This is a genomic window from Ruegeria sp. L12, from assembly GCF_056531745.1.
In genome coordinates this window covers 70,687-96,289 of sequence record NZ_JBQFMH010000011.1, presented here as the reverse complement: position 1 = coordinate 96,289, position 25,603 = coordinate 70,687, and the positions used below count along the sequence as shown (strand labels likewise).

The 25,603-nt window shown below is 60.7% G+C and carries 24 protein-coding genes; 10 read left to right on the top strand and 14 right to left on the bottom strand.

Features of this window, described 5'->3' with window-relative positions:
• Window positions 1-47: 47 nt before the first annotated feature.
• A complete protein-coding gene (locus ACR0K9_RS17085) occupies window positions 48-614 on the top strand; it encodes a carboxymuconolactone decarboxylase family protein (RefSeq protein ID WP_480824987.1) in 567 nt (188 codons plus the stop codon).
• On the opposite strand, the gene recF is transcribed toward ACR0K9_RS17085, so the two are convergent.
• The 6 genes from recF to mutM form a co-directional block, all read right to left on the bottom strand.
• Window positions 611-1,708, bottom strand: coding sequence for a DNA replication/repair protein RecF (recF, locus tag ACR0K9_RS17080; protein ID WP_480824985.1), 1,098 nt, complete (start codon window positions 1,706-1,708; stop codon window positions 611-613). The genes ACR0K9_RS17085 and recF overlap by 4 nt on opposite strands.
• Before the next feature lie 59 nt (window positions 1,709-1,767).
• Window positions 1,768-2,889: a DNA polymerase III subunit beta gene (dnaN, locus tag ACR0K9_RS17075; RefSeq protein WP_480535301.1), complete on the bottom strand. Its 1,122-nt coding sequence runs from the start codon at window positions 2,887-2,889 to the stop codon at window positions 1,768-1,770.
• 223 nt (window positions 2,890-3,112) lie between these two features.
• Window positions 3,113-4,489: a chromosomal replication initiator protein DnaA gene (gene dnaA, locus ACR0K9_RS17070; RefSeq protein ID WP_480824983.1), complete on the bottom strand. Its 1,377-nt coding sequence runs from the start codon at window positions 4,487-4,489 to the stop codon at window positions 3,113-3,115.
• Window positions 4,490-5,029: 540 nt separating this feature from the next.
• Window positions 5,030-5,293 (bottom strand): 30S ribosomal protein S20, encoded by a 264-nt coding sequence (rpsT, locus tag ACR0K9_RS17065; protein WP_142638226.1) that lies wholly within the window; start codon window positions 5,291-5,293, stop codon window positions 5,030-5,032.
• Between the two features lie 231 nt (window positions 5,294-5,524).
• Complete coding sequence (locus tag ACR0K9_RS17060) at window positions 5,525-6,301, bottom strand: enoyl-CoA hydratase (RefSeq protein ID WP_480535303.1); 777 nt, start codon at window positions 6,299-6,301, stop codon at window positions 5,525-5,527.
• A 66-nt stretch (window positions 6,302-6,367) separates the two neighbouring features.
• Window positions 6,368-7,219, bottom strand: a complete 852-nt coding sequence (gene mutM / locus ACR0K9_RS17055) for a bifunctional DNA-formamidopyrimidine glycosylase/DNA-(apurinic or apyrimidinic site) lyase (protein ID WP_480824981.1) — start codon at window positions 7,217-7,219, stop codon at window positions 6,368-6,370.
• A gap of 86 nt (window positions 7,220-7,305) precedes the next feature.
• Between mutM and ubiE the strand changes: the two genes are divergently transcribed.
• On the top strand, window positions 7,306-8,058 hold the full coding sequence (gene ubiE / locus ACR0K9_RS17050; protein WP_480824979.1) for a bifunctional demethylmenaquinone methyltransferase/2-methoxy-6-polyprenyl-1,4-benzoquinol methylase UbiE: 753 nt from the start codon (window positions 7,306-7,308) through the stop codon (window positions 8,056-8,058).
• Window positions 8,059-9,588: a 2-polyprenylphenol 6-hydroxylase gene (ubiB, locus tag ACR0K9_RS17045; protein ID WP_480824977.1), complete on the top strand. Its 1,530-nt coding sequence runs from the start codon at window positions 8,059-8,061 to the stop codon at window positions 9,586-9,588.
• Between the two features lie 95 nt (window positions 9,589-9,683).
• Here ubiB and ACR0K9_RS17040 read toward each other — a convergent pair whose 3' ends face one another.
• Window positions 9,684-10,859: an acetyl-CoA C-acyltransferase family protein gene (locus ACR0K9_RS17040; protein ID WP_480824975.1), complete on the bottom strand. Its 1,176-nt coding sequence runs from the start codon at window positions 10,857-10,859 to the stop codon at window positions 9,684-9,686.
• Window positions 10,860-10,973: 114 nt separating this feature from the next.
• Between ACR0K9_RS17040 and ACR0K9_RS17035 the strand changes: the two genes are divergently transcribed.
• The 6 genes from ACR0K9_RS17035 to ACR0K9_RS17010 all read left to right on the top strand — a co-directional run bounded on the left by ACR0K9_RS17035 (window position 10,974) and on the right by ACR0K9_RS17010 (window position 16,572).
• Complete coding sequence (locus tag ACR0K9_RS17035) at window positions 10,974-11,537, top strand: helix-turn-helix domain-containing protein (RefSeq protein ID WP_480824973.1); 564 nt, start codon at window positions 10,974-10,976, stop codon at window positions 11,535-11,537.
• A 109-nt stretch (window positions 11,538-11,646) separates the two neighbouring features.
• On the top strand, window positions 11,647-12,834 hold the full coding sequence (locus ACR0K9_RS17030) for a glycine C-acetyltransferase (RefSeq protein ID WP_480824971.1): 1,188 nt from the start codon (window positions 11,647-11,649) through the stop codon (window positions 12,832-12,834).
• Window positions 12,831-13,751 carry a PLP-dependent cysteine synthase family protein gene (locus tag ACR0K9_RS17025; RefSeq protein WP_480824969.1) on the top strand — a complete coding sequence of 307 codons (921 nt, stop codon included), beginning with the start codon at window positions 12,831-12,833 and terminating at the stop codon, window positions 13,749-13,751. Before ACR0K9_RS17030 ends, ACR0K9_RS17025 begins: the two co-directional genes overlap by 4 nt.
• 20 nt (window positions 13,752-13,771) lie before the next feature.
• The gene (gene tdh, locus ACR0K9_RS17020; RefSeq protein ID WP_480825013.1) at window positions 13,772-14,800 is read left to right on the top strand and encodes an L-threonine 3-dehydrogenase; all 1,029 of its coding nucleotides are present in this window, start codon (window positions 13,772-13,774) and stop codon (window positions 14,798-14,800) included.
• Between the two features lie 63 nt (window positions 14,801-14,863).
• Window positions 14,864-15,742: a tryptophan 2,3-dioxygenase gene (locus ACR0K9_RS17015; protein ID WP_480824967.1), complete on the top strand. Its 879-nt coding sequence runs from the start codon at window positions 14,864-14,866 to the stop codon at window positions 15,740-15,742.
• A complete protein-coding gene (locus ACR0K9_RS17010; protein ID WP_480824965.1) occupies window positions 15,742-16,572 on the top strand; it encodes an alpha/beta hydrolase in 831 nt (276 codons plus the stop codon). Before ACR0K9_RS17015 ends, ACR0K9_RS17010 begins: the two co-directional genes overlap by 1 nt.
• 60 nt (window positions 16,573-16,632) lie before the next feature.
• Here ACR0K9_RS17010 and infB read toward each other — a convergent pair whose 3' ends face one another.
• From infB to pip, 6 genes are all read right to left on the bottom strand, one after another.
• On the bottom strand, window positions 16,633-19,104 hold the full coding sequence (gene infB, locus ACR0K9_RS17005; protein ID WP_480824963.1) for a translation initiation factor IF-2: 2,472 nt from the start codon (window positions 19,102-19,104) through the stop codon (window positions 16,633-16,635).
• Between the two features lie 8 nt (window positions 19,105-19,112).
• On the bottom strand, window positions 19,113-19,736 hold the full coding sequence (locus ACR0K9_RS17000; protein ID WP_480824961.1) for an RNA-binding protein: 624 nt from the start codon (window positions 19,734-19,736) through the stop codon (window positions 19,113-19,115).
• 23 nt (window positions 19,737-19,759) lie between these two features.
• Window positions 19,760-21,373: a transcription termination factor NusA gene (nusA, locus tag ACR0K9_RS16995; protein ID WP_480824959.1), complete on the bottom strand. Its 1,614-nt coding sequence runs from the start codon at window positions 21,371-21,373 to the stop codon at window positions 19,760-19,762.
• Window positions 21,373-21,963, bottom strand: a complete 591-nt coding sequence (gene rimP / locus ACR0K9_RS16990) for a ribosome maturation factor RimP (RefSeq protein WP_480824957.1) — start codon at window positions 21,961-21,963, stop codon at window positions 21,373-21,375. The genes nusA and rimP overlap by 1 nt, the downstream gene beginning before the upstream one ends.
• A 159-nt stretch (window positions 21,964-22,122) precedes the next feature.
• A complete protein-coding gene (locus tag ACR0K9_RS16985; RefSeq protein ID WP_480824955.1) occupies window positions 22,123-22,941 on the bottom strand; it encodes an ABC transporter substrate-binding protein in 819 nt (272 codons plus the stop codon).
• On the bottom strand, window positions 22,938-23,915 hold the full coding sequence (gene pip / locus ACR0K9_RS16980) for a prolyl aminopeptidase (RefSeq protein ID WP_480824953.1): 978 nt from the start codon (window positions 23,913-23,915) through the stop codon (window positions 22,938-22,940). The genes ACR0K9_RS16985 and pip overlap by 4 nt, the downstream gene beginning before the upstream one ends.
• A 48-nt stretch (window positions 23,916-23,963) precedes the next feature.
• Between pip and ubiG the strand changes: the two genes are divergently transcribed.
• On the top strand, window positions 23,964-24,710 hold the full coding sequence (gene ubiG / locus ACR0K9_RS16975) for a bifunctional 2-polyprenyl-6-hydroxyphenol methylase/3-demethylubiquinol 3-O-methyltransferase UbiG (protein ID WP_480824951.1): 747 nt from the start codon (window positions 23,964-23,966) through the stop codon (window positions 24,708-24,710).
• Between the two features lie 120 nt (window positions 24,711-24,830).
• Here ubiG and ACR0K9_RS16970 read toward each other — a convergent pair whose 3' ends face one another.
• Window positions 24,831-25,601, bottom strand: coding sequence for a hypothetical protein (locus ACR0K9_RS16970; RefSeq protein ID WP_480824949.1), 771 nt, complete (start codon window positions 25,599-25,601; stop codon window positions 24,831-24,833).
• Between the last annotated feature and the right edge of the window lie 2 nt (window positions 25,602-25,603).

The window sequence follows — 25,603 nt, the reverse complement described above, 5'->3', positions numbered from 1 at the left end:
AAAAACCCTAGATACGACCTGTTACCCAAAAAATCAGGAGTTCCGACATGGCCAACTTCCCCTCTCACGACCTGACCACCGCCCCCGAAGGCTCAAAACCGCTGCTGGAAAAGTCGCAGGCCGCCTTTGGCCGCCTGCCTGGCCTGCACAAGGTGATGGCAGAAAGCCCTCAGCATCTGGAAGGTTATCAGGTTCTGCACCACCTGTTTCTGCAGACCGATTTCGACAATGACGAAAAAACCGTTGTCTGGCAGACCATCAACGTGGAAAACGAATGCCACTATTGTGTGCCCGCCCATACCGGCATTGCCAAGATGATGAAGGTCTCGGACGACATCACCGAAGCGCTGCGCAACGAAACCCCGCTGCCGTCGGCAAAGCTTGAAGCATTGCGGACCTTCACCCTGCAGATGATGGAAACCCGCGGCAACGTCACCGACGAACAGATGCAGGCCTTCTTCGATGCCGGCTATTCGCACCGCGCGGTGCTGGATGTGGTCTTGGGCCTGGCACAGAAAACCATGTCGAACTACGTCAATCACATGGCCAAAACTCCGGTTGATGAGGTGATGCGCGGCTTCCTGTGGGAACGCAAAGTCGGCGAACCCGCCTAAGCGGTCACGACCGAGCCCGCGTCGCCTTCGGTGACAACCAGCGTCTGCGCCCGGTCACCCAGTTCCGCAAACAGCTCAGGCCCGGTGCCCGTCATCCAGGCCTGAGCGCTCAGCGCGCAGATCTCGTCAAACAACGCCGCGCGCCGCCCGGCATCCAGATGCGCGGCGACCTCATCCAGCAACACGATCGGAGGTGCCCCCACCATCCCGGCCAGCGCCCGCGCGTTGGACAGGATCAGCGAAACCAGCAGCGCCTTCTGCTCGCCGGTCGAACAATCCTTGGCAGGCACGCCCTTTGCGGCAAACACACCATACAAATCCGACCGATGCGGCCCGACCAAAGTGCGCCCCGCCGCCAGATCGCGAAACCGGCTTTCGTTCAGCGCCTCGCGCAAATCCTCCGGCGTCGCTGGCATCGCGCCTTCGGTCTGTATCAGTTCCAACTCCGCCGATGGAAACGCGGTCTCGGCCTGTTCCTGCGCCGCTCGCAGGTGATCCAGTGCGGCCAACCGCGCCGCGTGTATCCGGTGCCCTGTCTCGGCCATCTGCCCTTCCAGGGCGGCATACCAATGGGCATCCCGAATCTGTTCTTTCAGCAGCCGATTGCGTTCGCGCATGGCCTTTTCATAGGTCAGAGAGGCCTCGGCGTGCGAGGGATCGAAACTCAGCACGATCCGGTCCAGAAACCGCCGCCGCCCTTCCGCGCCTTCGATCCACAGCCGGTCCATCGATGGCATCAGCCAAACCACCCGCGCCAGCTTGCCCAGATCAATCTGGCTGGCGGCCTTGTCGTCAATGCGCACCTGACGCGCTGCGCCACCTTCGGACCAGGTCTCGATCTCGTATTGCTGCCCCTGCGCCTGCAACAGCCCGGACAGCTTCCATCCCAGCGCCTCGGGGCGTCGCGTCATCTCGGCCGCACTTGCCCGCCGCATCCCGCGCCCCGGCGAAAACAAAGACACCGCTTCCAGAATATTGGTCTTACCCGCCCCGTTCGGCCCATGAATCGCCACCGGCCGCCCATCTAAAGATAACCGCGCCAGCTTGTGAGACCGAAAATGCGAGACCGTAAGCTCGGTCAGGGCCAATCCCATGACCCCTCCCTTCATCTTTTCAAAAATACTCCCGCCGGAGGCATCGCGCGCCAGCGCGATCAGACGCGCATCGGCATGACAACGTAAACCGCGCTCTGGTCATTGCCCTCACGCATCAGCGTCGGATCACCGGCCGAGTTGAACATGAACACCGCGTTCTCACGATCTACCTGAGATGCAATCTCCAGCAGATATTTGGCGTTGAACCCGATCTCCAGCCGCTCATCGCCATAGGCTACGGCCAGCTCTTCCTCAGCCGCGCCGCTGTCCGGAGCATTCACCGACAGCACCAGCTTGTCGCCGTCCAGTTGCAGTTTCACCGCGCGCGAGCGTTCCGAAGAAACCGTCGCCACCCGATCCACCGCCTGCGCAAACTCGGCGGCGTCCACTTCCAGCTTGCGGGTGTTGCCCTGCGGAATGACTCGGGTGTAGTCGGGGAAGGTGCCGTCAATCACTTTCGAGGTCAGGGTGATATCGGGCGTGGCAAAACGTACCTTGGTTTCGCTGACCGATACAGCGATGTCCATCTCGTCGTCGTCCAGCAGCTTGCGCAGCTCACCTACGGTCTTGCGTGGCACGATGACGCCGGGCATATCCGCCGCACCCTCGGGGCAATCGGCGTCGATGCGCGCCAGACGGTGACCATCGGTGGCCACGCAGCGCAGCACCTTGCCGCCTTCGGGGCCGTCGGTGACATGCATATAGACGCCGTTCAGATAGTACCGCGTCTCTTCTGTCGAGATGGCGAATTTCGATTTGTCGAACAACCGCCGCAATAGCGCCGCCGAGGCGGTGAAGTTGGACGCGTATTCCGAGGACGCCATGACCGGGAAGTCTTCTTTTGGCAGCGTCGCCAGCGAGAAATTCGACCGCCCTGCCTCAACCGTCAGACGCCCTGCGGCGCTGTCTGCGGTCAGGGTCACCAGCGCCCCGTCGGGCAGTTTGCGCACGATCTCATGCAGCGTGGTGGCGGCCACCGTGGTTGCGCCGGCCTTTTCGACCTGCGCGGGGGCCTTATCGACCACTTCGATATCCAGATCGGTGGCGCGGAACTGAACCTGATCGCCTTCGGCCTCGATCAGTACATTGGCCAGGATCGGGATGGTATTGCGACGCTCCACCACGGATTGGGCCTGCGAAACGGCCTTGAGAAGGGTGCCGCGTTCGATGCTGATCTTCATACCCTCAATTCCTCTGACTTGCGTGCAACATGGGCGGGACTGGCACGTTAGCGTCTCAGCCCTGAGGCACAAGGATTTTTTATGGATTTCTGGGTCGGAATACCCACAGCGTCAAGGGGCGCGTGCCCGCAAGACGTCAGTTCGGGGCCGACCGTGGATTATGGCGCACAAGAAAACGCCCCGGGCGTGAGTATCCGGGGCGTTTTCTGGAAAGTGGCGCGGATCAGGCTTCGAGCGACCGGCGCAGCATCTCGACATCTTCGGCGATCTGCCCATCGGTTGTCTTCAGCTCTTCGATGCGTTTGACGCCATGCATGACCGTGGTGTGATCGCGCCCGCCAAAGCGGCGGCCGATTTCCGGCAGCGAGCGGCTGGTCAGTTGCTTGCACAGGTACATCGCCACCTGACGCGGGCGGGCATAGGACCGCAGGCGTTTGGGGCCGATGATGTCGGACATGCGGATGTTGTAATATTCGGACACCTTGCGCTGGATCTCTTCGACGGTGATCTTGCGCTCGGACGCGCGCAGCACGTCGGCCAGACAATCCTGCGTCAGCTCCATGTCGATTTCGCGCCCGACCAGCGACGCGAAGGCGAACAGCCGGGTCAGCGCCCCCTCAAGCACCCGCACATTGGTCGAGATACGATGGGCAAGGAATTCCAGCACCCCATCCGAGATGGTCAGATCGGGATAGGTGCTGCTGTATTGCTGCACCTTGTTCTGCAGGATGCCCAGACGCAATTCGTAATCGGTGGGATGCAGGTCGACGACCAGCCCGCATTGCAGGCGCGATTTCACGCGATCCTCAAGGTCCTTGATCTCACCCGGGGCACGGTCGGCCGAAATGATGATCTGCTTGTTCTGATCCACCAGCGCGTTGAACGTGTGAAAGAACTCTTCCTGCGTCGAATCCTTGCCGGCGATAAACTGCACGTCATCGACCATCAGCACATCGACCGAACGGAACAGATGTTTGAAATCCATCATCCGGCGTTCGCGCAGGGCCTGGACAAAGCGGTACATGAACTGTTCGGCAGACAGGTAGAGCACGTTCAGTTCGGGGTGTTTGGTCTTCAGCTCCCACGCGATGGCGTGCATCAGGTGGGTCTTACCCAGCCCAACGCCGCCATACAGAACCAGCGGGTTGAAGGTGACGGGGCCACCTTCGGACACCCGGCGCGCAGCGGCATGGGCCAGTTCGTTGGGTTTGCCGACAACGAAACTGTCAAAGGTAAAGCGCGCATCCAGCGGCGCGGCCTGCAGCGCCTCAAGCGCATCATTTGACGTATCGACCATGGCGGGGCGCGGGGCGGTCTCGGGCTGAGGCGCCTCGGTCTGCGCCGGGCGCGCCGGAGAATTGGCCGCAGTGCGGAAGGCCAGACGCTGCACGGACTCGCCCGCGGTGTTCAGCTCATACAGAATGAGGTCGGCGAAATTCTGGCTGACGTAATTGCCCATGAAATTGGTCGGTGCCGAAAAAACCGCCACACCGTCCTGCAGCTCTTCAAACTTCAGAGGCTCGATCCAGGTGGTGAAGTTGTTCTTACCAACAACCTTCATCAACTTGTTTCGCAGCTGTCCCCACTTCTCTTGTGTCATTCGGCGCCTCACGCATCCCATCTTTATTGGCCTTCCGGCCTTATTGATATGTCCCGGAAAACCGGTCTTATTGCGCTCACACACACGGGTACCCTGCACCAAACCGCATGGTTTGGCGGGTAAAGTTGAACATCAGCGTAAACCAATACGCATCATCCCCAAAAAGGGAGCACACCCTGTGCCCGGGATGTGCATGACATTCCAATTTTTCGACAGGGCTAGGATAGCCGGGAAACCCGATATCCAGAGCAGATCGTCCACCCGGCCGCAGCCGGTTTTCGAACATTCGTCCCGAAACCTTCCCGATGCCCGTCGGTCAGATCAATGGAACAGCCTGTCCCCCCAAGCGAGTGAATCGCTGATACAGTGGTAACAACAGGCGATAGGGGCGGGCAACGAAACTCTGATATTGACTCGCGGTTCACGCCGAAAGAATCTCTCGGTTTCGTGAAGGCGCGGCTTTCCGGCAACAATGAAAAAGGCGCCGCAATGAGCGGCGCCTTTTTTGCAGATCAACGCTTGACGCGTTTTCCCACAGAATCAGCCCAGCGCTTTGACGCGTGCCGACAGGCGCGACATCTTGCGCGATGCGGTGTTCTTGTGGAAGACGCCTTTGGTGACGCCACGCATCAGCTCGGGCTGAGCGGCGCGCAGGGCTGCGGTAGCCGCGTCCTTGTCACCGGATGCGATCGCTTCTTCAACTTTGCGCAGATAGGTGCGGATGCGCGAACGGCGTGCTTTGTTTACGGCGAAACGCTTTTCGTTCTGACGGGCGCGCTTCTTTGCCTGGGGCGAATTTGCCATGTGTCTCTGACCTTCGTGTTCGGTACGGTTATCTTTAGGTTGCGCGCCACGGAATTATCCGCACCGGATCAGAAATCACGAGTGTGAGTCGGGCCAGGCGGGCCGCACGCGCATGTATAGCGGCGCTTACTATCCAAGTTGTCGGGGTTTGCCAAGCCGATTCTTGCGCCACGCATGGCAGCCATGAAAAAGGCGGGCCGCGCCCGCCTGATCCCGAAACCGCAAAGGGATTTACTTATCGCGGAACTGGGCCGCGCGTTTTTCAAGGAAGGCGGCCATGCCCTCTTTCTGATCTTCTGTTGCAAACATCGAATGGAACACCCGGCGCTCAAACAGCATGCCTTCGCTCAACGGCATCTCATAGCTGCGGTTGACCGCTTCTTTGGCCGCCAGCGCGGTGATCTGAGATTTCTCGGCGATCTTCTGCGCCGCCCCGGTGGCCTCTTCGATCAGCTTCTTGGCCGGAACCACCCGGCTGACCAGCCCGGCCCGCTCGGCCTCTTCCGCGTCCATGAAGCGGCCTGTCAGGTTCATGTCCATCGACTTGGACTTGCCGACAAAGCGCGTCAGACGCTGGCTGCCACCAAGGCCTGCGATGACACCCAGATTGATCTCGGGCTGGCCGAATTTGGCTGTATCCGCCGCGATGATGAAATCGCACAGCATCGCCAGTTCACACCCGCCGCCCAGCGCGTAACCGGCAACGGCGGCGATAATCGGTTTGCGGATGGCCGAGACACGATCATTGGCGTCGGCAAACAGGTTGACGTTGAATACATCAACGAAGCTCATCTCGGACATTTCCTTGATGTCCGCTCCGGCGGCGAAGGCCTTCTCCGATCCGGTGATTACGATGCAGCGCACCTTGTCATTGCCATCCGCGTCTTCAAGCGCCTCGCACAGCTCGCTCAGCAGCTGGGTGTTCAGCGCGTTCATCGCGTCAGGGCGGTTGAGCTTGATAAGGGCGACGTGGTCTTCGATTTCGACGATGATCGTCTCAAAAGCCATGAGGTCTGAGCTTTCGGTTGTTCCGTTCAGGTACGATTCCTTACCACGCGATTTCGCTGGATCAAGTCATCTTTGGCATTGCGCGCAATAGAAGGATGAGCGACCGGACTGGGTGATTCTGCGAATTGGCGCACCGCATCCATCGGTGCGACAGGGTTCGTTTTCGCGCCCGTAGACATCAAAGCTGTGCTGAAAATATCCAAGTTCTCCATCGGCTTGGCGGAAATCGCGAAGCGATGATCCACCCGCTTCGATAGCGTCCCGCAGCACCTGACGGATGATCGGAACCAGCGCCGCAACCCGGGGTGCAGAAATCTGTCCGGCTTTGCGACGTGGCGACACTCGGCCGCGATAAAGCGCCTCACAAACATAGATATTGCCCAATCCGGCAACGATTCCCTGATCCAGAAGCGCCGATTTGACCGGGCTGTTCTTGCCCTTGAACGCGTCGATCAGGTGCTGTTCGTGGAAATCATTGCCCAAAGGTTCCGGCCCCAGCACCGACAGCAGCTTGTGCTGCTCTGCCGTCGCCGTGGACAGCAGATCCATCGCCCCGAACCGGCGCGGGTCGTTGAAGGTAATGCGCGCGCCATTGGCCATGTGAAACACCACATGATCATGTTTTTGCGCCATCGGATGTTCATGCGCATACTGCCCCAGCGGGTCACCCGACACCGTCATCCGCCCCGACATGCCCAGATGAATCAACAGCGTCTCACCGCTGCTGAGATCGGCGAGGATGTATTTCGACCGCCGACGCATCCGCTCCACCCGTTGGCCCGTCAGACGCTCGGCCATCCGGTCGGGGAAGGGCCAGCGCAGATCGGGGCGGTTCACATCGGCCTTTTCGATCACCACGCCCTCCATCGCAGGGCTCAGGCCGCGTCTTACTGTCTCGACCTCGGGCAATTCAGGCATTACATGGCTCCTATTCCAAAGGGCCGCATTGTGCCCGCCTCTTATCGCCCTATAACAGAGGCGAAATTCGACGAACGGCAAGGCAAATGTCCGACACCAACGACAAGACCACTCATTTCGGGTTCGAAACCGTGCGCGAGGCCGACAAGGCCGGGCGCGTGCAGGGCGTGTTCAACTCGGTCGCCTCGAAATACGATGTGATGAACGACGTGATGTCGATGGGCATCCACCGGGTCTGGAAAGACGCGATGATGGACTGGCTGGCCCCGCGCCCCGGTCAGCGGCTGCTGGATGTGGCGGGCGGCACCGGCGATATCTCGTTCCGCTTCCTGAAACGCGCAGGCCACGGCCATGCCACCGTTCTGGACCTGACCGAACCGATGCTGATCGAAGGCCGCCAGCGCGCCGAGGCCGATCAGATGTCCGACAGCCTGAACTGGGTGGTGGGCGACGCGATGTCCCTGCCCTTCGAGGACAACACCTTCGACGTCTACACCATCTCGTTCGGCATCCGGAACGTCACCCGTCCACAAGAGGCACTGAACGAGGCGTTCCGCGTACTGAAGCCCGGTGGTCGCCTGATGGTGCTGGAATTCAGCCAGTTGCCCAATGACGGGTTGCAAAAGCTCTATGATCTTTACAGTTTCAACGTCATCCCGCGCATGGGCAAGCTGATCGCCAATGATTACGACAGCTACCAGTATCTGGTCGAATCGATCCGCAAGTTCCCCGATCAGGAGACCTTCCTGGGCATGGTCCGTGCCGCCGGATTCGAAAACGCCAAATACCGCAACCTGAGCATGGGCATTGCCGCGCTGCATTCCGGCTGGAAGATCTAGATGCGCGGTCCCCATAACATCATCCGCCTGATCCGCACGGGCGCCACGCTGGAGCGTACGGGCGCCATGAATGTGGTGCTGGACGCGTTCGAAGCGCCGCGCGCCATTCGCATTCTGGCCCATACGCTGGGCAAGCCGTTCCAATGGCTGGGCTACAAGGGCGATCCCGACATGCCGCCTGCCACGCGGGCGCTGACCGCGCTGGGTCCGGCTTACATCAAGTTCGGTCAGGTGCTTTCGACCCGCCCTGACGTGGTCGGCAACGAACTGGCCGAGCAGCTGCGCGTGCTGCAGGACAAGCTGCCGCCATTCTCGAAGGCCGAAGCGATGGCCGAGGTGGAAAAGGAACTGGGCCAGCCCGTCGCCGAGATGTTCAGCGATTTCAGCGAGCCCATCGCCGCCGCATCCATCGCGCAGGTCCACAAGGCCAAACTGGTCAGCACCGGTGAAGATGTCGCCGTCAAGGTGCTGCGCCCCAACATCGAACGCGCCTTCCGCAAGGATGTGGATGCCTTCTATTTCGCCGCCCGCATCGTGCAGCTGTTCGCCCCCGGAGCGCGCCGCTTGCGCCCGATGGAGGTGATCGAGCATTTCGACGGCGTGGTGCGCGGTGAGCTTGACCTGCGTCTGGAAAGCGCCGCCGCCTCGGAATACGCCGCCAACACCAAGGACGACGCCGGATTCTGGCTGCCGCCCGTCGTGTGGTCTCTGTCCGCGCGCCGGGTGATGACGCTCAGCTGGGCGGATGGCATCCCGCTGGGCGACAATGACGCGCTGGACGCCGCCGGTCACAACCGCCGCGATCTGGCCGAGCGCGTCCTGCGTATGTTCCTGTTGCACGCCTTGCGCGACGGCTATTTCCACGCAGACATGCATCAGGGCAATCTGAAGGTCGCCGCCAACGGCGATATCATCGCCTATGATTACGGCATCATGGGCCATATCGACGAGTACACCCGCCGGGTATATGCCGAGATACTGTTCGGTTTCATCCGTCGCGACTACAAACGCGTGGCCGAGGTGCATTTCGAAGCGGGCTATGTTCCGGCCAATCAGGACGTCGACGAATTCGCCCGCGCCCTGCGCGCTGTGGGCGAACCGATTTTCGGCATGGACGCCACCCATATCTCGATGGGCCGGTTGCTGAGCTACCTGTTCGAGGTCACCGAACGGTTCGGCATGGAAACCCGGACCGAGCTGATCCTGCTGCAGCGCACCATGGTGGTGGTCGAAGGCGTCGCCCGCTCACTCGACGATCACATGAACATCTGGGAGGTCGCCCGCCCGGTGGTCGAGGACTACATCAAACAATCCATTGGTCCCCGCGCCGCCCTGCGCGATTTCGGCAAAACTGCCCTGGTGCTGGCCCGGTTCGGCCCCCGCCTGCCGGGACTGGTGGAAAATGCCCTGATTGCCCAGACCCAAAAAGACGACCCAAAGACCCCGGGCTTCATCGCAAATCTATTGCCGGCAGCGATCGGCGCGGCCGCAGGCATAGCCGCGACACTGGTGATCTTCGCGCTCAGCTAGACCAACCCGCCCGCTTCATCTGGCTAAAATATCCTCGGGGGGGAATCGCGCCAACGGCGCGATGGGGGGCAGACAGCCCCCCGCCCGACCTCCAATCAGAGCCGCTCGATGGCGATGGCAATCCCCTGACCGCCGCCGATGCACATGGTGATCAGACCTTTCGATCCGCCGACACGCTCCAACTCATACAGCGCCTTGAGTGTGATAATAGCCCCGGTGGCACCCACCGGATGGCCCAGCGCAATCGCGCCGCCATTCGGGTTCACCTTTGCAGCGTCCAGACCCAATTCCTGATTGACGGCCAAAGCCTGCGCTGCAAACGCCTCATTGCTTTCGATCACGTCGAAATCATCCGCCGACAGGCCGGTCTTCTTGAACAGGTTCTGCACCGCCGGGACAGGGCCGATGCCCATCACCTCGGGCCGCACTCCCGCATGGGCATAGCCGATCACGCGCGCCTTGGGTTTCAAACCCGCTTTCGCTGCCGCATCCGCCGTGGCCAGCACCATCGCCGCCGCGCCGTCATTGATGCCCGAGGCATTGCCCGCCGTCACCCGCCCATCCTTCTGGAACACCGGGCGCAATCCGGCCAATGCCTCGGCGGTTGTCGCCTTGGGGTGTTCATCGACCTTGAAGTCAACCATGTCGCGCTTGACCTTGACCTGCACCGGCGCGATTTGGCTGTCGAAATGCCCGGCCTCAATCGCCGCCGCCGCACGGGTCTGACTGGTCAGCGCAAATTCATCCATCTGTTCGCGGCTGATCTGATGTTCATCCGCCACATTCTCGGCGGTCACACCCATATGCCCGGTGCCGAACGGGCAGTTCAGCGCGCCCAGCATCATGTCCAGCGATTTGACATCCCCCATCTTCGCCCCCCAACGCGCCTGCGGCACGACATAGGGGCTGCGTGACATGCTCTCGGCGCCGCCCGCCAGCGCAAACTCGGCATCACCAAGCATCAGCGCTTGCACCGCCGACACAATCGCCTGCGCCCCCGACCCGCACAACCGGTTCACATTCATCGCCGGTGTCCCGTTCGGAATACCCGCCTGCATCGCGGCAACCCGCGACAAGTACATGTCGCGCGGTTCTGTGTTGATCACATGACCAAAGACAACATGTCCGATCTGCGCGCCCTCAACACCCGACCGCTCCAGCGCCGCTTCGGTTGCAACCGTCGCCAGATCAATCGGCGCGGTCGAGGCCAGAGCGCCGCCAAAGGTCCCGATGGCCGTGCGCGCACCGTCCAGAATTACAATGTCCGTCATGTTCTCTCCTCCAAATCCCGCGCGCATTATGCACTTGCAGCATGATCTTCATATTAGACTCACTGTCACGCCCGGAATTGACATTACGTTGCGCAACGCGCATGAGATTCCGTCATGACGGAAAATACAGACGATATCCTGACACGCCTGCCCGCCCGCCTGAAAGAGGCGCGCCGCGCCAAGGGTCTGTCGCTTGAGGCGGTCGCCAATCTCAGCGGCGTGTCCCGGTCCATGGTCAGCCAGATCGAGCGTGGCGAAAGCAGCCCCACAATCTCGACCCTGTGGAACCTGACGCGCGCCCTGCAGGTGGATTTCGCCGGCCTGCTGGAAGACGCCAAAACCACCGACCAGATCGAAGTGTTGCGTCAGGCCGAAGTGCCCAGCATCGACAACATGGGTGAGAAATGCCGGATTCGCATCCTGTCCCCCCCGGAAGAGGCGGGCGGGCACGAGGTCTATGACATTCAGTTTCAGGCCGATGGGAGCCTGAACAGCCAGCCTCATGCAAGGGGCGCGCGCGAGCAACTGACGGTGCTGGAAGGCGCGGTTCGTGTCACCTCGGGCACGGCGGTCAGCGATCTGAAACAGGGGGACACCGCCCGGTATGCCGCCGATATCGCCCATTCGATAAGTGCCAAAGGCCCGGCCCGGGTTTTCCTGATCGTAAAAAACGCCTGAACGGATGAATTTCCACCTTCACGGATTTTTTTCCTGCATACTGTAATTCCCCTATTTGGGAATTCTATCCGCTATGTTAGACGTGCGACTCAGTTGAACGGAGGTCGCCATGGCTGATGCATTCCTGTCCCATATCACGGACACACTCGCGCAGATCGAAGCCGAAGGGCTGTATAAACGCGAACGCATGATCACCTCGCCTCAGGGCGGTGAGATTACGGTGGGCGGCAAGCAGGTGATCAATCTGTGCGCCAACAATTATCTGGGTCTGGCCGATCACCCCGCGCTGATCGAGGCCGCCAAGGGCGCGATGGAACCCAAGGGGTTCGGCATGGCCTCGGTCCGGTTCATCTGCGGCACACAGGACATTCACCGCGAGCTGGAGCAACGGCTGGCAAAGTTTCTGAACAAGGACGACGCCATTCTGTTCGCCGCCTGTTTCGATGCGAACGGGGGGCTGTTCGAGCCCTTGTTAGGGCCTGAGGACGCCATCATCTCGGACAGTCTGAACCATGCCTCGATTATCGACGGGGTGCGGCTGTGCAAGGCGAAACGCTATCGCTACATGAACAACGACATGAACGACCTCGAAGCGTGGCTGAAGCAGGCGCGCGAGGATGGGGCGCGGCATATCATGATCGCCACGGACGGCGTGTTCTCGATGGACGGCTATCTGGCCAACCTGCCGAAGATTCGAGAGCTGGCCGATAAATACGATGCCATCGTCATGGTCGATGACTGCCACGCCACCGGCTTCATGGGGCCGAGCGGCGCAGGCACACCGGACCATTTCGGCGTCGATGTGGACATTCTGACAGGAACCTTGGGCAAGGCACTTGGGGGGGCAATCGGCGGTTACATCGCCGGGCCGCAGCCAGTGATCGACCTGCTGCGGCAGCGGGCGCGGCCCTATCTGTTCTCGAACTCGCTGCCGCCCTCCATCGTCGCCGCCGGTCTGGAAGCGATCCGTCTGGTCGAAGACGGCGACATGCTGCGCGCGCAATTGTTCGGCAACGCCAAATACTGGCGGGCGGGGCTGGAAAAGCTGGGCTTCGACCTGCTGCCCGGCGAACACCCGATCATTCCGGTGATGCTGGGTGAAGCAACGCTGGCGCAAGAAATGGCAGCGAAGCTGTTTGACGAGGGCGTCTATGTCTCGGGCTTCTTCTTCCCCGTGGTTCCGCGCGGGCAGGCCCGGATCAGAACGCAAATGAATGCGGCTCTGACCAAAGATGAATTGGACCGCGCGCTGGCCGCCTTTGGCAAGGTCGGCAGAGAGCTGGGGATCATCGCATGATCCTGCCCTCGGTGATCGACGCCATCGGCGACACGCCTTTGGTTGAGCTGTCGCGCCTGTGCGCGCAGTTGGAACTGGACGGCCGCATTGTGGCCAAGCTGGACTATCTGCTGCCGGGGTTCTCGAAAAAGGACCGCGCCGACGGCACGCTGACACCGGGGCAGACGGTGGTCGAGCTGACATCGGGCAATATGGGCACAGGGCTGGCGATTGTCTGCGGCATCCTTGGGCATCCGTTTGTCGCTGTGATGAGCGCGGGAAACTCGGTCGAACGCGCGCGCATGATGCGGGCATTGGGGGCCGAAGTTGTCATTGTCCCTCAGGCCGAGGGCAGCAAACCCGGTGAGGTCTCGGGCGCCGATCTTGAGCTGGTCGATATCGAGGCCCGACGTCTCACAGCAGAACGCGGGGCTTATCGCGCCGATCAGTTCGGGCATTCGGGTAACCCCACGGCGCATGAAACCGGGACCGGGCCGGAAATCTGGGCCCAGTCCGATGGCACCGTAACGGCGTTTTGCGACTTTGCCGGTTCCGGCGGCACATTGGCCGGGGCCGCCGCGTTTCTGAACCGCCACGATGTGCGGTGTTACGCCGTTGAACCGATGGGCGCGCGCGCACTAGCCGGAGAGACAGTATCGAACCCGGATCACCCGATTCAAGGCGGCGGTTATGCCATGGATGATCTGGTTCACCTGAATGGCACCCTGCTGGCCGGACATCTGACGGTTTCCAGCGAGGCCGCGCGCGATTGCGCCCGGCTTCTGGCCCGGACCGGGGGCATTTTCGCCGGCTATTCTGCGGGTGCCAATCTTGCCGCAGCGATCGATCTGCTGAACGGCCCCGAAAAGGGCGGCTGCATCGCCATCGTCATGTGCGACAGCGGCCTGAAATACCTATCCACCGATCTGTGGGAGTGAGCCTGATGCGACTCAACACAATGAAAGCGCTGGAAAAATCAAAACCTCAGGAGGGGTTGTGGATGGTACAGGCCCCGGTGCCTGAAATCGGCCCGGACGAGGTTCTGATCCGCATCAACAAGACCGGCATCTGCGGCACCGACATTCATATCTGGAACTGGGATGACTGGGCCGCCGCCACGGTGCCTTACCCGATGATCACCGGCCACGAATTCGCCGGGGAAATCGTTGAAATCGGGCGCAACGTGACGGGGCTTGAGATCGGTCAGCGCTGCTCGGGCGAGGGGCATCTGATCACCACCGACAGCCGCCAGAGCCGCGCGGGCAAGTTTCATCTGGACCCCGGCACGCGCGGGATCGGTGTGAACGAACAGGGCGCGTTTGCACAATACCTGAAACTGCCCGCCTTCAACGTTGTCCCCCTACCCGACGATGTGCCCGACGAGATCGGCGCCATCCTCGACCCGCTGGGCAATGCGGTGCATACGGCTCTGAGTTTCGATCTGCTGGGCGAGGATGTGCTGATCACCGGCGCGGGTCCCATCGGCATCATGGCCGCCGCCGTCGCCCGACATGCCGGTGCCCGGCATGTGGTGATCACCGATATCAATCCCGACCGCCTGAAACTGGCCGAACATGTGGTGCCGACGGTGCGCACCGTCGATGTGTCCGGCGAGGACCTGCAGGATGTCATTTCCGAACTGGGCATGACCCAGGGCTTTGATGTGGGCCTTGAAATGTCGGGCTCGCAAGCGGCGCTGGACCAGATGTTCGAGGCGCTGGTGATGGGCGGCAAGATCGCCCTGCTGGGAATTCCGCCGGGCAAATCTCCGGTCGACTGGTCGCGCATCGTGTTCAAGGCTATCACCATCAAGGGCGTCTATGGGCGCGAGATGTTCGAGACCTGGTACAAGATGATCGCCATGTTGCAGAACGGGCTGGACGTCAGTCGCGTGATCACCCACCACTTTGCCGTTGACGATTTCGCGCAAGGATTCGCGGCGATGAAGTCCGGGCAATCCGGCAAGGTGGTGTTGGACTGGACCTGACGCCTTGGCAAAGGCCTGCCTCAGAGCCTAAACAGGATCTGAAACAGGTGTTTGGAGAGGCACATGGGCGACAAGGACAAACGGTTTCTGGAACGCGGGATCGAAGAGACTCTGGTCACCGATTTCGCGCAGACCCATCGCAAGAGCTATGGCGATTTCCTGCAGCTCAAGACCCTGTTAAACCTGCAGAAGACCTTTCAGGACCCCGCGCAGCCGGACGAGATGCTGTTCATCATCATCCATCAGGTCAGCGAGCTGTGGCTGAAACTGATGCATCACCAACTGGTCGAGGTGCGCCGCTTTCTGCAGAAGGACGATTTCGGCCCCGCGATGAAGAACCTCGACCGGGTAAAGGCGATTCAACGGCAGTTGATCGCGGCTTGGGAAACGCTGCTGACCATGACGCCTGCCGATTACATGACCTTCCGTCAGGCCTTGGGCAATTCCTCGGGATTTCAGAGCTATGGCTACCGGCAGATCGAGTTCATTCTGGGCAACAAGGACGCCTCGACCCTGAAGGTGCATGAACATGACGCGGAAGTGATGGAGATGCTGAACGCAGCCCTGACCAAACCCTCGCTTTACGATGAAGTGCTGCACATGCTGGCCCGGCAGGGGTTTGACGTGCCGCAGGACCTGCTGGACCGGGATTTTGCCCTTCCCTATTCCGGCGATCCGCGCATCGTCAAAATCTGGGTCGAAGTGTTCCGCAACACCGACAAATACTGGGACCTCTATGCGCTGGCCGAAAAGCTGATGGATGTGGAAAGCCTGTTCCAACGCTGGCGTTTCGACCATGCCACGGCGGTGGAACGGGTGATCGGGATGCAGCCCGGCACGGGCGGGTCCAGCGGTGTGGCGTTTCTGCGCAAGGCGCTGGAATTACGGTTCTTCCATGACCTCTATGATGTGCGGACCGAGCTGATGTATGCGGGGGACTGATGCTGTATCGCGGTTTTTCACAGGCTGAACTGGAACAGGAATACGCGCCGAGTTCGATGATCGGCGGCGATCTGACGCCGTATCTGACCAGCTATGCGGCACTCAGCGCGCAGGCGCGAGCCGAGCTGGAGGTTCACGAGAACCTTGCCTATGGTGACAGCCCGGCGCAGGTTCTGGATTTCTTCCCGGCTGCTGGTGCGGATGCACCTTTGCATATCTTCATCCATGGCGGGTACTGGCAGGCGCTCAGCCAGCGCGAGTCTGCCCTGATGGCGCCGGTGCTGCACGAAAACGGGCAGGCCTTTGCGACTTTGAACTATACGCTCGCTCCCGGCGCGCGGATGGGGCAGATGGTCGAGGAATGCCGCAACGCTCTGCTGTGGCTTGCGTCACAATCCCGGGTGCTGGGCTTTGACCCATCGAATATCATTCTATCCGGCCACAGCGCGGGCGCGCATCTGGCGGCGATGGTGATGGCGACCTCTTCCAATACGTTTGCACAGGCAGGTCTGCGGGTGCGCAATGTCATTCTGATCAGCGGGGTGTACGATCTTGAGCCGATCAGCCTGACCCCGGTGAATGATCCCCTGCAACTGACCAAGGTGGAAATTCATGACATTTCCCCCTGCCTCAACCTGCCCGCACCGGGGCCGCGTTACAGGGTGACGGTGGCGGAGCGGGATACGCCCGAGTTCATCCGTCAGAGCCGGGATTATGCGGAATTGCTGCGCAAAGCGGGACATTCGGTCAGTTTCGATTTGCAGCGGGGCAAACACCATTTCGACATCATCATGCCTTCGGGCACGTTCTTGTCGTCCCGCAGCGAGTGACCCCAAACTGAAAACAGCGGTCCGAGGGGCCGCTGTTTTAGTATTCGATTTTTTCCGAACTTAGTCGAGCGTCCGGGTGACTTCCTCGCGCTCGAAAATCTCGATCACGTCACCTGCGCGGATATCGTCGTAGTTCTCGAACGCCATACCGCATTCCTGACCCGACTGAACCTCGGCCACTTCGTCCTTGAAGCGCTTCAGTGTCTTCAGCGTGCCTTCGTGGATCACCACGTTGTCGCGCAGCAGGCGGACGCCTGCGGACCGGCGCGCCACGCCTTCGGTGACCAGACAGCCGGCAACCTTGCCAACACCGGTAACCTTGAAGACTTCGCGGATCTCGGCATAGCCGATGAACTTCTCGCGGATCTCGGCGCTCAGCAAGCCCGATGCGGCCGCTTTCACATCATCCACCAGGTCATAGATCACCGAGTAATAACGGATCTCCACGCCCTTCTGGTTCGCAGTATTCCGGGCCGAGGCGTTGGCACGGACGTTAAAGCCCATGACCGGCGCGCCCGAGGCTTCGGCCAGACCGACATCCGTTTCGGTGATCGCACCAACACCCGAATGCAGCACGCGCACGCGCACTTCGTCGTTGCCGATCTTTTCCATCGCCTGAACGATGGCCTCGGCAGAACCCTGTACGTCGGCTTTGACGAGGATCGGCAACTCGGCCACGTTCTCGTCTTCCTTGGCCTTCTGCATCAGTTGCTCAAGGGTGGTCGCGGCACCGGCGGCGGCGCGTTTGTCCTTGGCGGCCTGCTCACGATAGGCGGCGATTTCACGGGCCTGCGCTTCAGTCTCGGTCACGTTCAGAACGTCGCCCGCTTCGGGCGTACCGTTGAGACCCAGAACCTCAACCGGAACCGAGGGACCGGCTTCCTTGACGCGGTCGCCCTTGTCGTTGATCAGCGCACGGACCTTACCGTATTGCTCACCCACAACGAAGATATCGCCCTGACGCAGCGTGCCGTTCTGAACCAGAACGGTGGCCACGGGGCCGCGGCCCACGTCCAGCTGCGCCTCGATCACGGCACCCTGGGCGGCGCGGTCGGGGTTGGCTTTCAGTTCCAGAATCTCGGCCTGCAGCGCGATGGCTTCCAGCAATTCGTCCAGACCCTGACCGGTGATGGCGGACACTTCGACGTCCTGAACCTCACCCGACATCTTCTCGACAATGACTTCGTGCTGCAGCAGATCGGTGCGCACCTTGTCGGGGTTGGCACCGGGCTTGTCGACCTTGTTGATCGCCACGATCATCGGCACTTCAGCGGCTTTGGCGTGGTTGATCGCCTCGACGGTCTGCGGCATCACCGCATCGTCGGCGGCCACAACCAGCACAACGATATCCGTGACCTGAGCCCCACGCGAACGCATCGAAGTAAAGGCCGCGTGACCCGGCGTATCCAGGAAGGTCAGCGTGGTGCCGCCATCGGTTTTCACCTGATAGGCGCCGATATGCTGGGTGATGCCACCGGCCTCACCGGCCACAACGCGCGCGTCGCGGATCGCATCCAGCAACGAGGTCTTGCCGTGGTCGACGTGACCCATGATGGTGATGACCGGAGGACGCGGCTGCAGATCGTCATCGCTGTCTTCGACCTCTTTGATGACGTCTTCAACATCCGAGTCGGACACGCGAGTGACCTTGTGGCCAAACTCTTCGATGATCAGTTCCGCGGTGTCGGCGTCGATGGTCTGGTTCTGCGTGACCATCATGCCCATCTGCATCAGCGATTTGACAACGTCAGCCACACGCTCGGCCATACGGTTGGCCAGTTCCGAGACCATGATCGCCTCAGGCAGCTGTACGTCACGGATCACCTTCTCCCGCTCGACCGGGCCGCCCATGGCTTTCTGACGCGCGCGCTCCTGCTTGCGCTTCATCGCCGCCATCGAGCGTTGACGGTTGCCTTCGCCACCAGTGGCCTGACCCAATGTCAGCTTGCCCGAACGGCGGTTGTCATCGCGGCCTTTGCCACGGCCACGCTGTTCGCGTTCACGTTCCTGCTTGCGCGGGGCGGCTGCGGGGGCCGGTTTGCTGGCCGGGCTGCGTGCGGGTTTGGGTTCTTCCGCGGGTGCCGCAGCAGCGCGCTTGGCGGCTTCTTCCGCCTCTTTGCGCTTGCGCTCTTCCTCTTCGGCCTTGGCACGTGCCTTTTCTTCTGCTTCGCGTTGTTCGCGTTCCTTGGCTTCCTGTTCGGCCCGGCGGCGTGCGCGTTCTTCTTCGCGCGCCTTTTCCTGTGCCTCGCGGGCGGCGGCCTCTTCGGCCTCACGCGCCTTGGCGGCCTGCAACGCTTTCATGCGACGCGCCATTTCCGCATCGGAAATGCCCGCCGGACGACGCGAAGGATCACCCGAAGGTGCCGCACCACCACTTGGTTTGGTCGCGCCCGGCTTGGGTACGACCACGCGTTTGCGTTTGGTCTCCACCACGACATTCTTGGTACGTCCGTGGCTGAAACTCTGTTTCACATTTCCGGGGCGTGCCCCGCCACGAAGACCCAATGTCTTTTTGCCGTCACTATCGCTCATAAAGCTTCTTACCCTTCCGCGCGGCCCTTGCCGCCGTCATCCGTTTCGCGCAAGCCACGCAGGCGCTGCGCTTCCTCTACAACACGTTTGGCGAGTCCGCCAGAGGCCAAGGCCGCATGAATCACGGTTTGGCGCCCAAATGCCTGCCCAAGTTCGTCCGCAGTCAGCCAGCCGATGTATTTGCCGAAATGCGGCGTGCTGAGTTTCGACTTGCCGCGCCCCGATCCGTCCGAGGCCTGAATCAGCACCTGAGCCTCTTCCCGGTCCAGCCAGGACTTGACCTTTTCGTACCCGGCGACCGCATCGCCGGACTTGCGCGCCAGGCTGATCAACTCGATCACCCGTCGCGCCACCTGTTTTTCGACCTCATCGGTCAGGTCCTTCGGTGCACTCACCTGCGCCTTGAACCCGCGCGAGAACAGTTTCTTGCCTACGGCCTTGTCCAAAGCGGCGCGATCCGCCGCCACATAGACCCCGCGCCCTGGCAATTTTGATGCGACATCCGGAAAAACCTGACCGCCCGGGCCGGTCACAAAGCGGATCAAGCCATATTTAGGCTGTACCTCGCCTGTGGCAATGCACTTGCGTTCAGGTCCGCCAGACCGATCCTTATGGACGCCACCGCGACCCATGTCAGCCACCCGAGGCCCTGAGATCAGGCCTCGGCCTCCTCTTCCGCTACATCGCCGTCTTCTTCGGCCTGTTCCAATTCAGCCGGATCAACCCAACCCAGCATGATGCGGGCCGTCATGACCAGATCCTGCGCCTCTTCGAGGGTTACGCCAAAGGGCTCGAGCACACCGTCATCCTTGATGCGCTCTCCATCGACTGTGGTCCAGCCACCGGCCAGTTCCCAGTCGGCACAGGTTGCGAAGTCTTCCAGCGTCTTCACATCGTCCTTGGCCAGCGCCTCTACCATCTGGGGTGTCAGGCCTTCGAATTCAATAAGGCTGTCCTCGGCACCCAGCGCACGCGCCGCATCCAGCGCGGCCTTGGCCTGCGCTTCCAGGAAGTCGCGGGCACGGGCCTGCAATTCCTGCGCGGTGCCTTCGTCGACGCCGTCGATCACCAGCAGTTCGTCGATTTCCACATAGGCGACTTCTTCCAGGTTGGTGAACCCTTCCGACACCAGCAGTTGCGCAAAGAATTCGTCCAGATCGAGGCTGTCCATGAACAGCTTGGTACGCGCTTCGAATTCCTTCTGACGGCGCGCCGATTCTTCGGCTTCGGTCATGATGTCGATGTCCAGACCGGTCAGCTGGCTGGCCAGACGCACGTTCTGACCGCGGCGGCCAATGGCAAGGCTCAGCTGCTCTTCGGGTACAACCACTTCGATTTTGCCGGCTTCTTCGTCCAGAACCACCTTGGAAACCTCGGCGGGCTGCAGCGCGTTCACCAGGAAGGTCGGCTGATCTTCGTTCCACGGGATGATGTCGATCTTTTCGCCCTGCAACTCGTTCACAACGGCCTGCACGCGGCTGCCGCGCATACCAACACAGGCGCCGACAGGATCGATGGACCCATCGTACGAGATCACAGCAATCTTGGCGCGCGAGCCGGGGTCACGAGCCACGGCCTTGACCTCGATGATACCGTCATAGATTTCCGGCACTTCCATCTTGAACAGCTCGGCCATGAATTCCGGCGCGGTGCGCGACAGGAAGATCTGGTGGCCACGAACCTCGCGGCGGACCTCTTTGATATAGGCACGCACGCGGTCATTTGGGCGATAGCTTTCACGGCCGATCTTGTCGTTGCGGCGTAGAACGGCTTCAGCCCCGCCCAGATCGACGATGACATTGCCAAACTCTTCGCGCTTGACGGCACCGTTGATGATGGTGCCTGCACGATCCTTGAATTCTTCGTACTGACGATCCCGTTCTGCTTCGCGGACCTTCTGCAGAATCACCTGCTTGGCGGACTGAGCAGCGATACGGCCCATTTCCACGGGCGGCACTTCTTCAACAAAGACGTCGCCGACCTCAGGGTTTTCCATATACTGTCTGGCTTGTTCGACGGTGAACTCGGCCTGATAGTTTTCCAGCTCTTCATCCTCGACCACGGTGCGCACGCGGGTGAAGGTCGCCTTGCCGGTCTTACGGTCGATGGAGACACGAATGTCCATCTCGGCGCCGTAACGGCTCTTGGCGGCACGGGCGAGCGATTCCTCCATCGCTTCGACAACCAGACCGGGGTCGATCATCTTTTCGCGGGCCACGGCCTCGGCGGTCTGCAGCAGCTCCAGCTGGTTGGCTGAGGTGATTGCCATCAGTTCGTCTCCTCTTCGGACCCTTCGGTCTCAATCTCGTCGAAAGCGTTTTCGTTCAGGGCACCGGCGTCCTTGCGCTGGCGCAGCATTTCCTTGATCAGGTCATCGGTCAGGACCAGCTTGGCATCGCTCAGCCAGTCGAATTGCAGACCGATGGTGATCGTCTCATCCCCCTCGGGGATGTTGATCAGAACCTCATCCCCTTCGATCCCGGCCAGCTCACCCTTAAAGCGGCGGCGGCCGTCTATCAGCTCCCCGGTCTCGATCTTGGCCTCATATCCTTCGAAGGTCTCGAAATCCTTGAGACGGGTCAGTGGCCGGTCGATGCCCGGGCTGGACACTTCCAGCGTATAGGCGTCGAGGATCGGGTCCTCGACATCCAGTGTGGCGCTGACCGCGTTGGAAATCTCGGCACAATCATCCACCTCGATACCGCCATCGGGCTTGTCGGCCATGATCTGCAGCGTGGTCTGCTTGCCACTCATCAGGCGGACGCGGACCAGCTCATACCCCAGATCCTCGATCACGGGGGTGATGATCTCGGCCAGTCGCCGGTCGATGGCTGCTTTGGCTATCAGGTCGTTTGTCATCAGGTTCTCTACCCTTCAATCGGGCATAAAAAAACGGGCGCGCGGCCCGTCGAATTTTCCGATGGAGCCTTGGACCGGAAGTCCAACGCGCCGCTGTTGCAACTGCATATACGCAGGGTTTCCCGAGTCTGCAACCCCCGGCGCACATCGTGATCGGATTTACGCCAACCACCACCGTTCGGCAATGCGCCCATCATCCAACGCGGCCCTGCTGATCTGGCGCGGCATACCGACATGCGCGGCCACCGCCAGCGCCATTTCGGCCTGTGACGGATGATACCGCAGGCCGCGCTGCGCGATCAGGTCCTCGCCAGCTGGCAGAGTGGCAACGTCCACAAAACCATCGCGCAATGCTTCGGCCCGTACTCTGGCGTCCGGGATCACGATGATCTCAATCGCGTCGGCCCAGCCTGCTGTGTCGCTCTTGTAGTGATCCGGTATACGGTGCGCCAGGAAATGGCGTTCATCCTCGGCCCGTTCGACCCGGTAGCATCCGGTGCCGTTGGCCTGCGCCAGAGGCGTCACACTTTCGCCGTCGCGGGTGATAACAAAACGGGTCTCCGCCAGCAGGAATGGCAGGCCCGGGTTGCCCTCGGCCAGTTGCAGCCGCACACGGCGAGAGGCGACAGCCTCGACCTGCCCAATCTCACCAAGAACGGCCAGAACATCATTCACGTCCAGTTCAGTGCCATCGTGAAACACGACTTGGTCGCGCAGATCAAAGCTCCAGACGCGCGCTTCGGCGTCGGTCTGCCAACCGGTCGCCAACTCTCCGCGCAGCGTGCCGTCGGGCGCGATCTCGGTCAGGGTGTCGAAGACCGCCCCGCGCGCCACCTGTTCAAGGCTATTGTCGCGCGGCACCGCCAGCCGCAGCGTACCACCCTGTTTCGGCGTATCGGCCAAAGACGCCCCCGTCGCCGCCAGCAACGCGGCTGCGGCACCCGAGGCAAATAATGCACGGCGATCGATTCGGGTCATGCCATCCCCTCCGCCACGCGATCCATGATCCGAACCAGTTCCGCGCTGATGCCCGGTTCTGACAGGGCGTGACCGGCTTGCCGCACCATCTTGAGCTCGGCATTGGGCCAGCGTTTCGACAGGTTCCACGCGGCCTGCGGTGGGCAGATCATGTCATAGCGTCCCTGCACGATATGTCCGGGGATATGCGCGATCCGATCCATCTGATCCAGAATCTGACCATCTTTCTCAAGAAACGCCTTGTTGACGAAATAGTGGTTTTCCAGCCGCGCAAAGGTCCGCGCATACTCACCCGGGCTTTCGCCCACCGACCCGTTGGTGTGGATCGAGGCCAGCGCGTTTTCCCAATGCGACCAGGCGCGGGCATACAGAATCTCGGTCGCCCGGTCGCCCGAAAACAGGCGTTTGTTATAGGCGGCGATGGCATCTTTCACCTCATGCTCGGGCAAGAGCGAGGTGAACTTGGCCCATTGCTCGGGCCAGAACTTGCCCGCGCCGCCGCCATAGAACCAGTCCAGTTCGGCCTCGGTGGCCAGAAAAACACCGCGCAGCACCAAACGGTTGACCCGCTCGGGATGCGCCTGGGCATAAACCAGCGCCAGCGTCGCGCCCCAGCTGCCGCCAAAGACGATCCAGTCTTCGATATCGAACAGTTTACGCAGACGCTCGATATCCGCCACCAGATGCCAGGTCGTGTTGTTCTCGACCGAGGCGGCGGGACGCGACCGTCCGCACCCGCGCTGGTCAAACAGAATCACCCGATACGCCTGCGGGTCGAAATACCGCCGCATCGCAGGGCTGCAGCCGCCGCCTGGCCCGCCATGCAGGATCACCACCGGAATTCCATCGGGATTACCGCATTGTTCCACATAAATGCGATGCCCATCGCCCATATCGACCACGCGCTGATCGAAAGGATCGATCGGCGGGTACAGATATTGAACTGCGCGCTTTTGGTCCGGGTACTTATCCATTACGGCCCTATATAGTCCTTAAGCGTAAAAGAGCACACGGAGACAGGAATGCAAGCGCATCCGAACACGGTCGACCCGTCCGAGATCGCAAAATTCGAGGCGATGGCCGCAGAATGGTGGGACCCGCATGGGAAATTCAAACCTCTGCACATGCTGAATTCGTGCCGTCTGGATTATATCACACAGCAGATCGCGGGGGAGTTTGACCGCGACCTGAAGCTGGTGAATCCCTTCGAGGGCCTGCGCCTGCTGGATATCGGCTGTGGCGGAGGTTTGCTGAGCGAGCCCATGGCGCGCCTTGGGGCCGAGGTCGTGGGCGCCGACGCCGCCGGGGGGAACTTGCCCGTCGCCCGCGTCCATGCCGAGCAATCGGGGCTACAAATCGACTACCGCCACACCACTGCCGAGGACATGGCTGCCGCAGGCGAACAGTTCGACGTGGTGCTGAACATGGAAGTGGTCGAACACGTCGCCGATCCGTTGGGTTTCCTGAACGCATCGCAGCACTTGCTGAAACCGGGCGGGTTGCTGATCTGCTCGACCATCAACCGCAATCCGAAATCCTATGCGATGGCCATTTTCGGAGCCGAGGTCGTCATGCGCTGGCTGCCACGCGGCACGCATGAGTGGAACAAGTTCATCACGCCCGATGAGCTGTTCGACCTGCTGCGCCAGGCCGGGCTGGATCCGGTGGACAGCAAGGGGTTCGTCTTCAACCCGATCCTGTGGAGCTGGTCGATCTCGGACCGGGATTTGAGCGTGAATTATGTGACGGCGAGCGTGAAGCCGGGGTAGGATGGGTTTTTAACCCATCTTGCAAACGTTTTCGATCTTGAGCGACGGGTTAGAAACCCATCCTACGCTTGCTGAGGACAAAACAGACGCAATGGGTGCAAGCACCAACCCTACAATTTCTCATAGCTCCAAACGGGTGAGTCCAAAAGCAGGGCCAAAACCAGCAGCTGTTAGTTCGCTGCCAAGTGCGTCACTAAGGAAAAAATACATGAACATATGGGGATCAATCCAGACTGCTTGACCATTTACCTTTCTGGTATCTGGCACAAGGCAATCAGCAAGTGAGGCATCTGGCTTAGGCTTAAACACCTCGCGCCCAGGCCACACAGGTACAACATCGCTCTTTGCTATATCGATAGCATGAACTTGATTCTGGAAAATTAGAGCATACGCGACATAATCAAGCGGGGCTTCTGCATCATAACCAAAAAGTTGCGTTTTTTGTAGACGTGCCTGGCCCAAATCATGGTGCCCAAAAATCTCCGCAACATCCGCACGTAACATTGGGTGCCCCGCACTGAACACCGGAAGTATAGTGCTCGGTGGTGCCTCACTTAGGTTCCAATAGAGTTCATTCGGCACCGCTTCTGGGTCGACATGCTCGCCACGGGCATTCTTCTTATCTCCATCACTATGTTTCTTAGCAATTTCGACATCTTCGTCGCGAAACTTGATCGAAGTGATCTTGTTTCGCATTGGTGCAGTCACAAAACCAATGCTGAGCTCATGTCTTTGGTAAACATCGCTGACCCAGATTGCGCCACTCGGTTTTGCAGTCTTCAGATGAGATCGATTTTGTTGATCTTCGTTAGCGGATACCGCCGAAGAGGTTGGCAAAGTCACGTTCTCTGAAAGCCCACTGAATTTCCGTCGCTTCCTAATCCAACGCATGA

Coding starts and splice junctions, on each gene's coding strand:
- ACR0K9_RS17085 (WP_480824987.1), top strand. CDS start 48: ATGGCCAACTTCCCCTCTCACGACCTGACCACCGCCCCCGAAGGCTCA.
- recF (WP_480824985.1), bottom strand. CDS start 1,708: ATGGGATTGGCCCTGACCGAGCTTACGGTCTCGCATTTTCGGTCTCAC.
- dnaN (WP_480535301.1), bottom strand. CDS start 2,889: ATGAAGATCAGCATCGAACGCGGCACCCTTCTCAAGGCCGTTTCGCAG.
- dnaA (WP_480824983.1), bottom strand. CDS start 4,489: ATGACACAAGAGAAGTGGGGACAGCTGCGAAACAAGTTGATGAAGGTT.
- rpsT (WP_142638226.1), bottom strand. CDS start 5,293: ATGGCAAATTCGCCCCAGGCAAAGAAGCGCGCCCGTCAGAACGAAAAG.
- ACR0K9_RS17060 (WP_480535303.1), bottom strand. CDS start 6,301: ATGGCTTTTGAGACGATCATCGTCGAAATCGAAGACCACGTCGCCCTT.
- mutM (WP_480824981.1), bottom strand. CDS start 7,219: ATGCCTGAATTGCCCGAGGTCGAGACAGTAAGACGCGGCCTGAGCCCT.
- ubiE (WP_480824979.1), top strand. CDS start 7,306: ATGTCCGACACCAACGACAAGACCACTCATTTCGGGTTCGAAACCGTG.
- ubiB (WP_480824977.1), top strand. CDS start 8,059: ATGCGCGGTCCCCATAACATCATCCGCCTGATCCGCACGGGCGCCACG.
- ACR0K9_RS17040 (WP_480824975.1), bottom strand. CDS start 10,859: ATGACGGACATTGTAATTCTGGACGGTGCGCGCACGGCCATCGGGACC.
- ACR0K9_RS17035 (WP_480824973.1), top strand. CDS start 10,974: ATGACGGAAAATACAGACGATATCCTGACACGCCTGCCCGCCCGCCTG.
- ACR0K9_RS17030 (WP_480824971.1), top strand. CDS start 11,647: ATGGCTGATGCATTCCTGTCCCATATCACGGACACACTCGCGCAGATC.
- ACR0K9_RS17025 (WP_480824969.1), top strand. CDS start 12,831: ATGATCCTGCCCTCGGTGATCGACGCCATCGGCGACACGCCTTTGGTT.
- tdh (WP_480825013.1), top strand. CDS start 13,772: ATGAAAGCGCTGGAAAAATCAAAACCTCAGGAGGGGTTGTGGATGGTA.
- ACR0K9_RS17015 (WP_480824967.1), top strand. CDS start 14,864: ATGGGCGACAAGGACAAACGGTTTCTGGAACGCGGGATCGAAGAGACT.
- ACR0K9_RS17010 (WP_480824965.1), top strand. CDS start 15,742: ATGCTGTATCGCGGTTTTTCACAGGCTGAACTGGAACAGGAATACGCG.
- infB (WP_480824963.1), bottom strand. CDS start 19,104: ATGAGCGATAGTGACGGCAAAAAGACATTGGGTCTTCGTGGCGGGGCA.
- ACR0K9_RS17000 (WP_480824961.1), bottom strand. CDS start 19,736: ATGGGTCGCGGTGGCGTCCATAAGGATCGGTCTGGCGGACCTGAACGC.
- nusA (WP_480824959.1), bottom strand. CDS start 21,373: ATGGCAATCACCTCAGCCAACCAGCTGGAGCTGCTGCAGACCGCCGAG.
- rimP (WP_480824957.1), bottom strand. CDS start 21,963: ATGACAAACGACCTGATAGCCAAAGCAGCCATCGACCGGCGACTGGCC.
- ACR0K9_RS16985 (WP_480824955.1), bottom strand. CDS start 22,941: ATGACCCGAATCGATCGCCGTGCATTATTTGCCTCGGGTGCCGCAGCC.
- pip (WP_480824953.1), bottom strand. CDS start 23,915: ATGGATAAGTACCCGGACCAAAAGCGCGCAGTTCAATATCTGTACCCG.
- ubiG (WP_480824951.1), top strand. CDS start 23,964: ATGCAAGCGCATCCGAACACGGTCGACCCGTCCGAGATCGCAAAATTC.
- ACR0K9_RS16970 (WP_480824949.1), bottom strand. CDS start 25,601: ATGCGTTGGATTAGGAAGCGACGGAAATTCAGTGGGCTTTCAGAGAAC.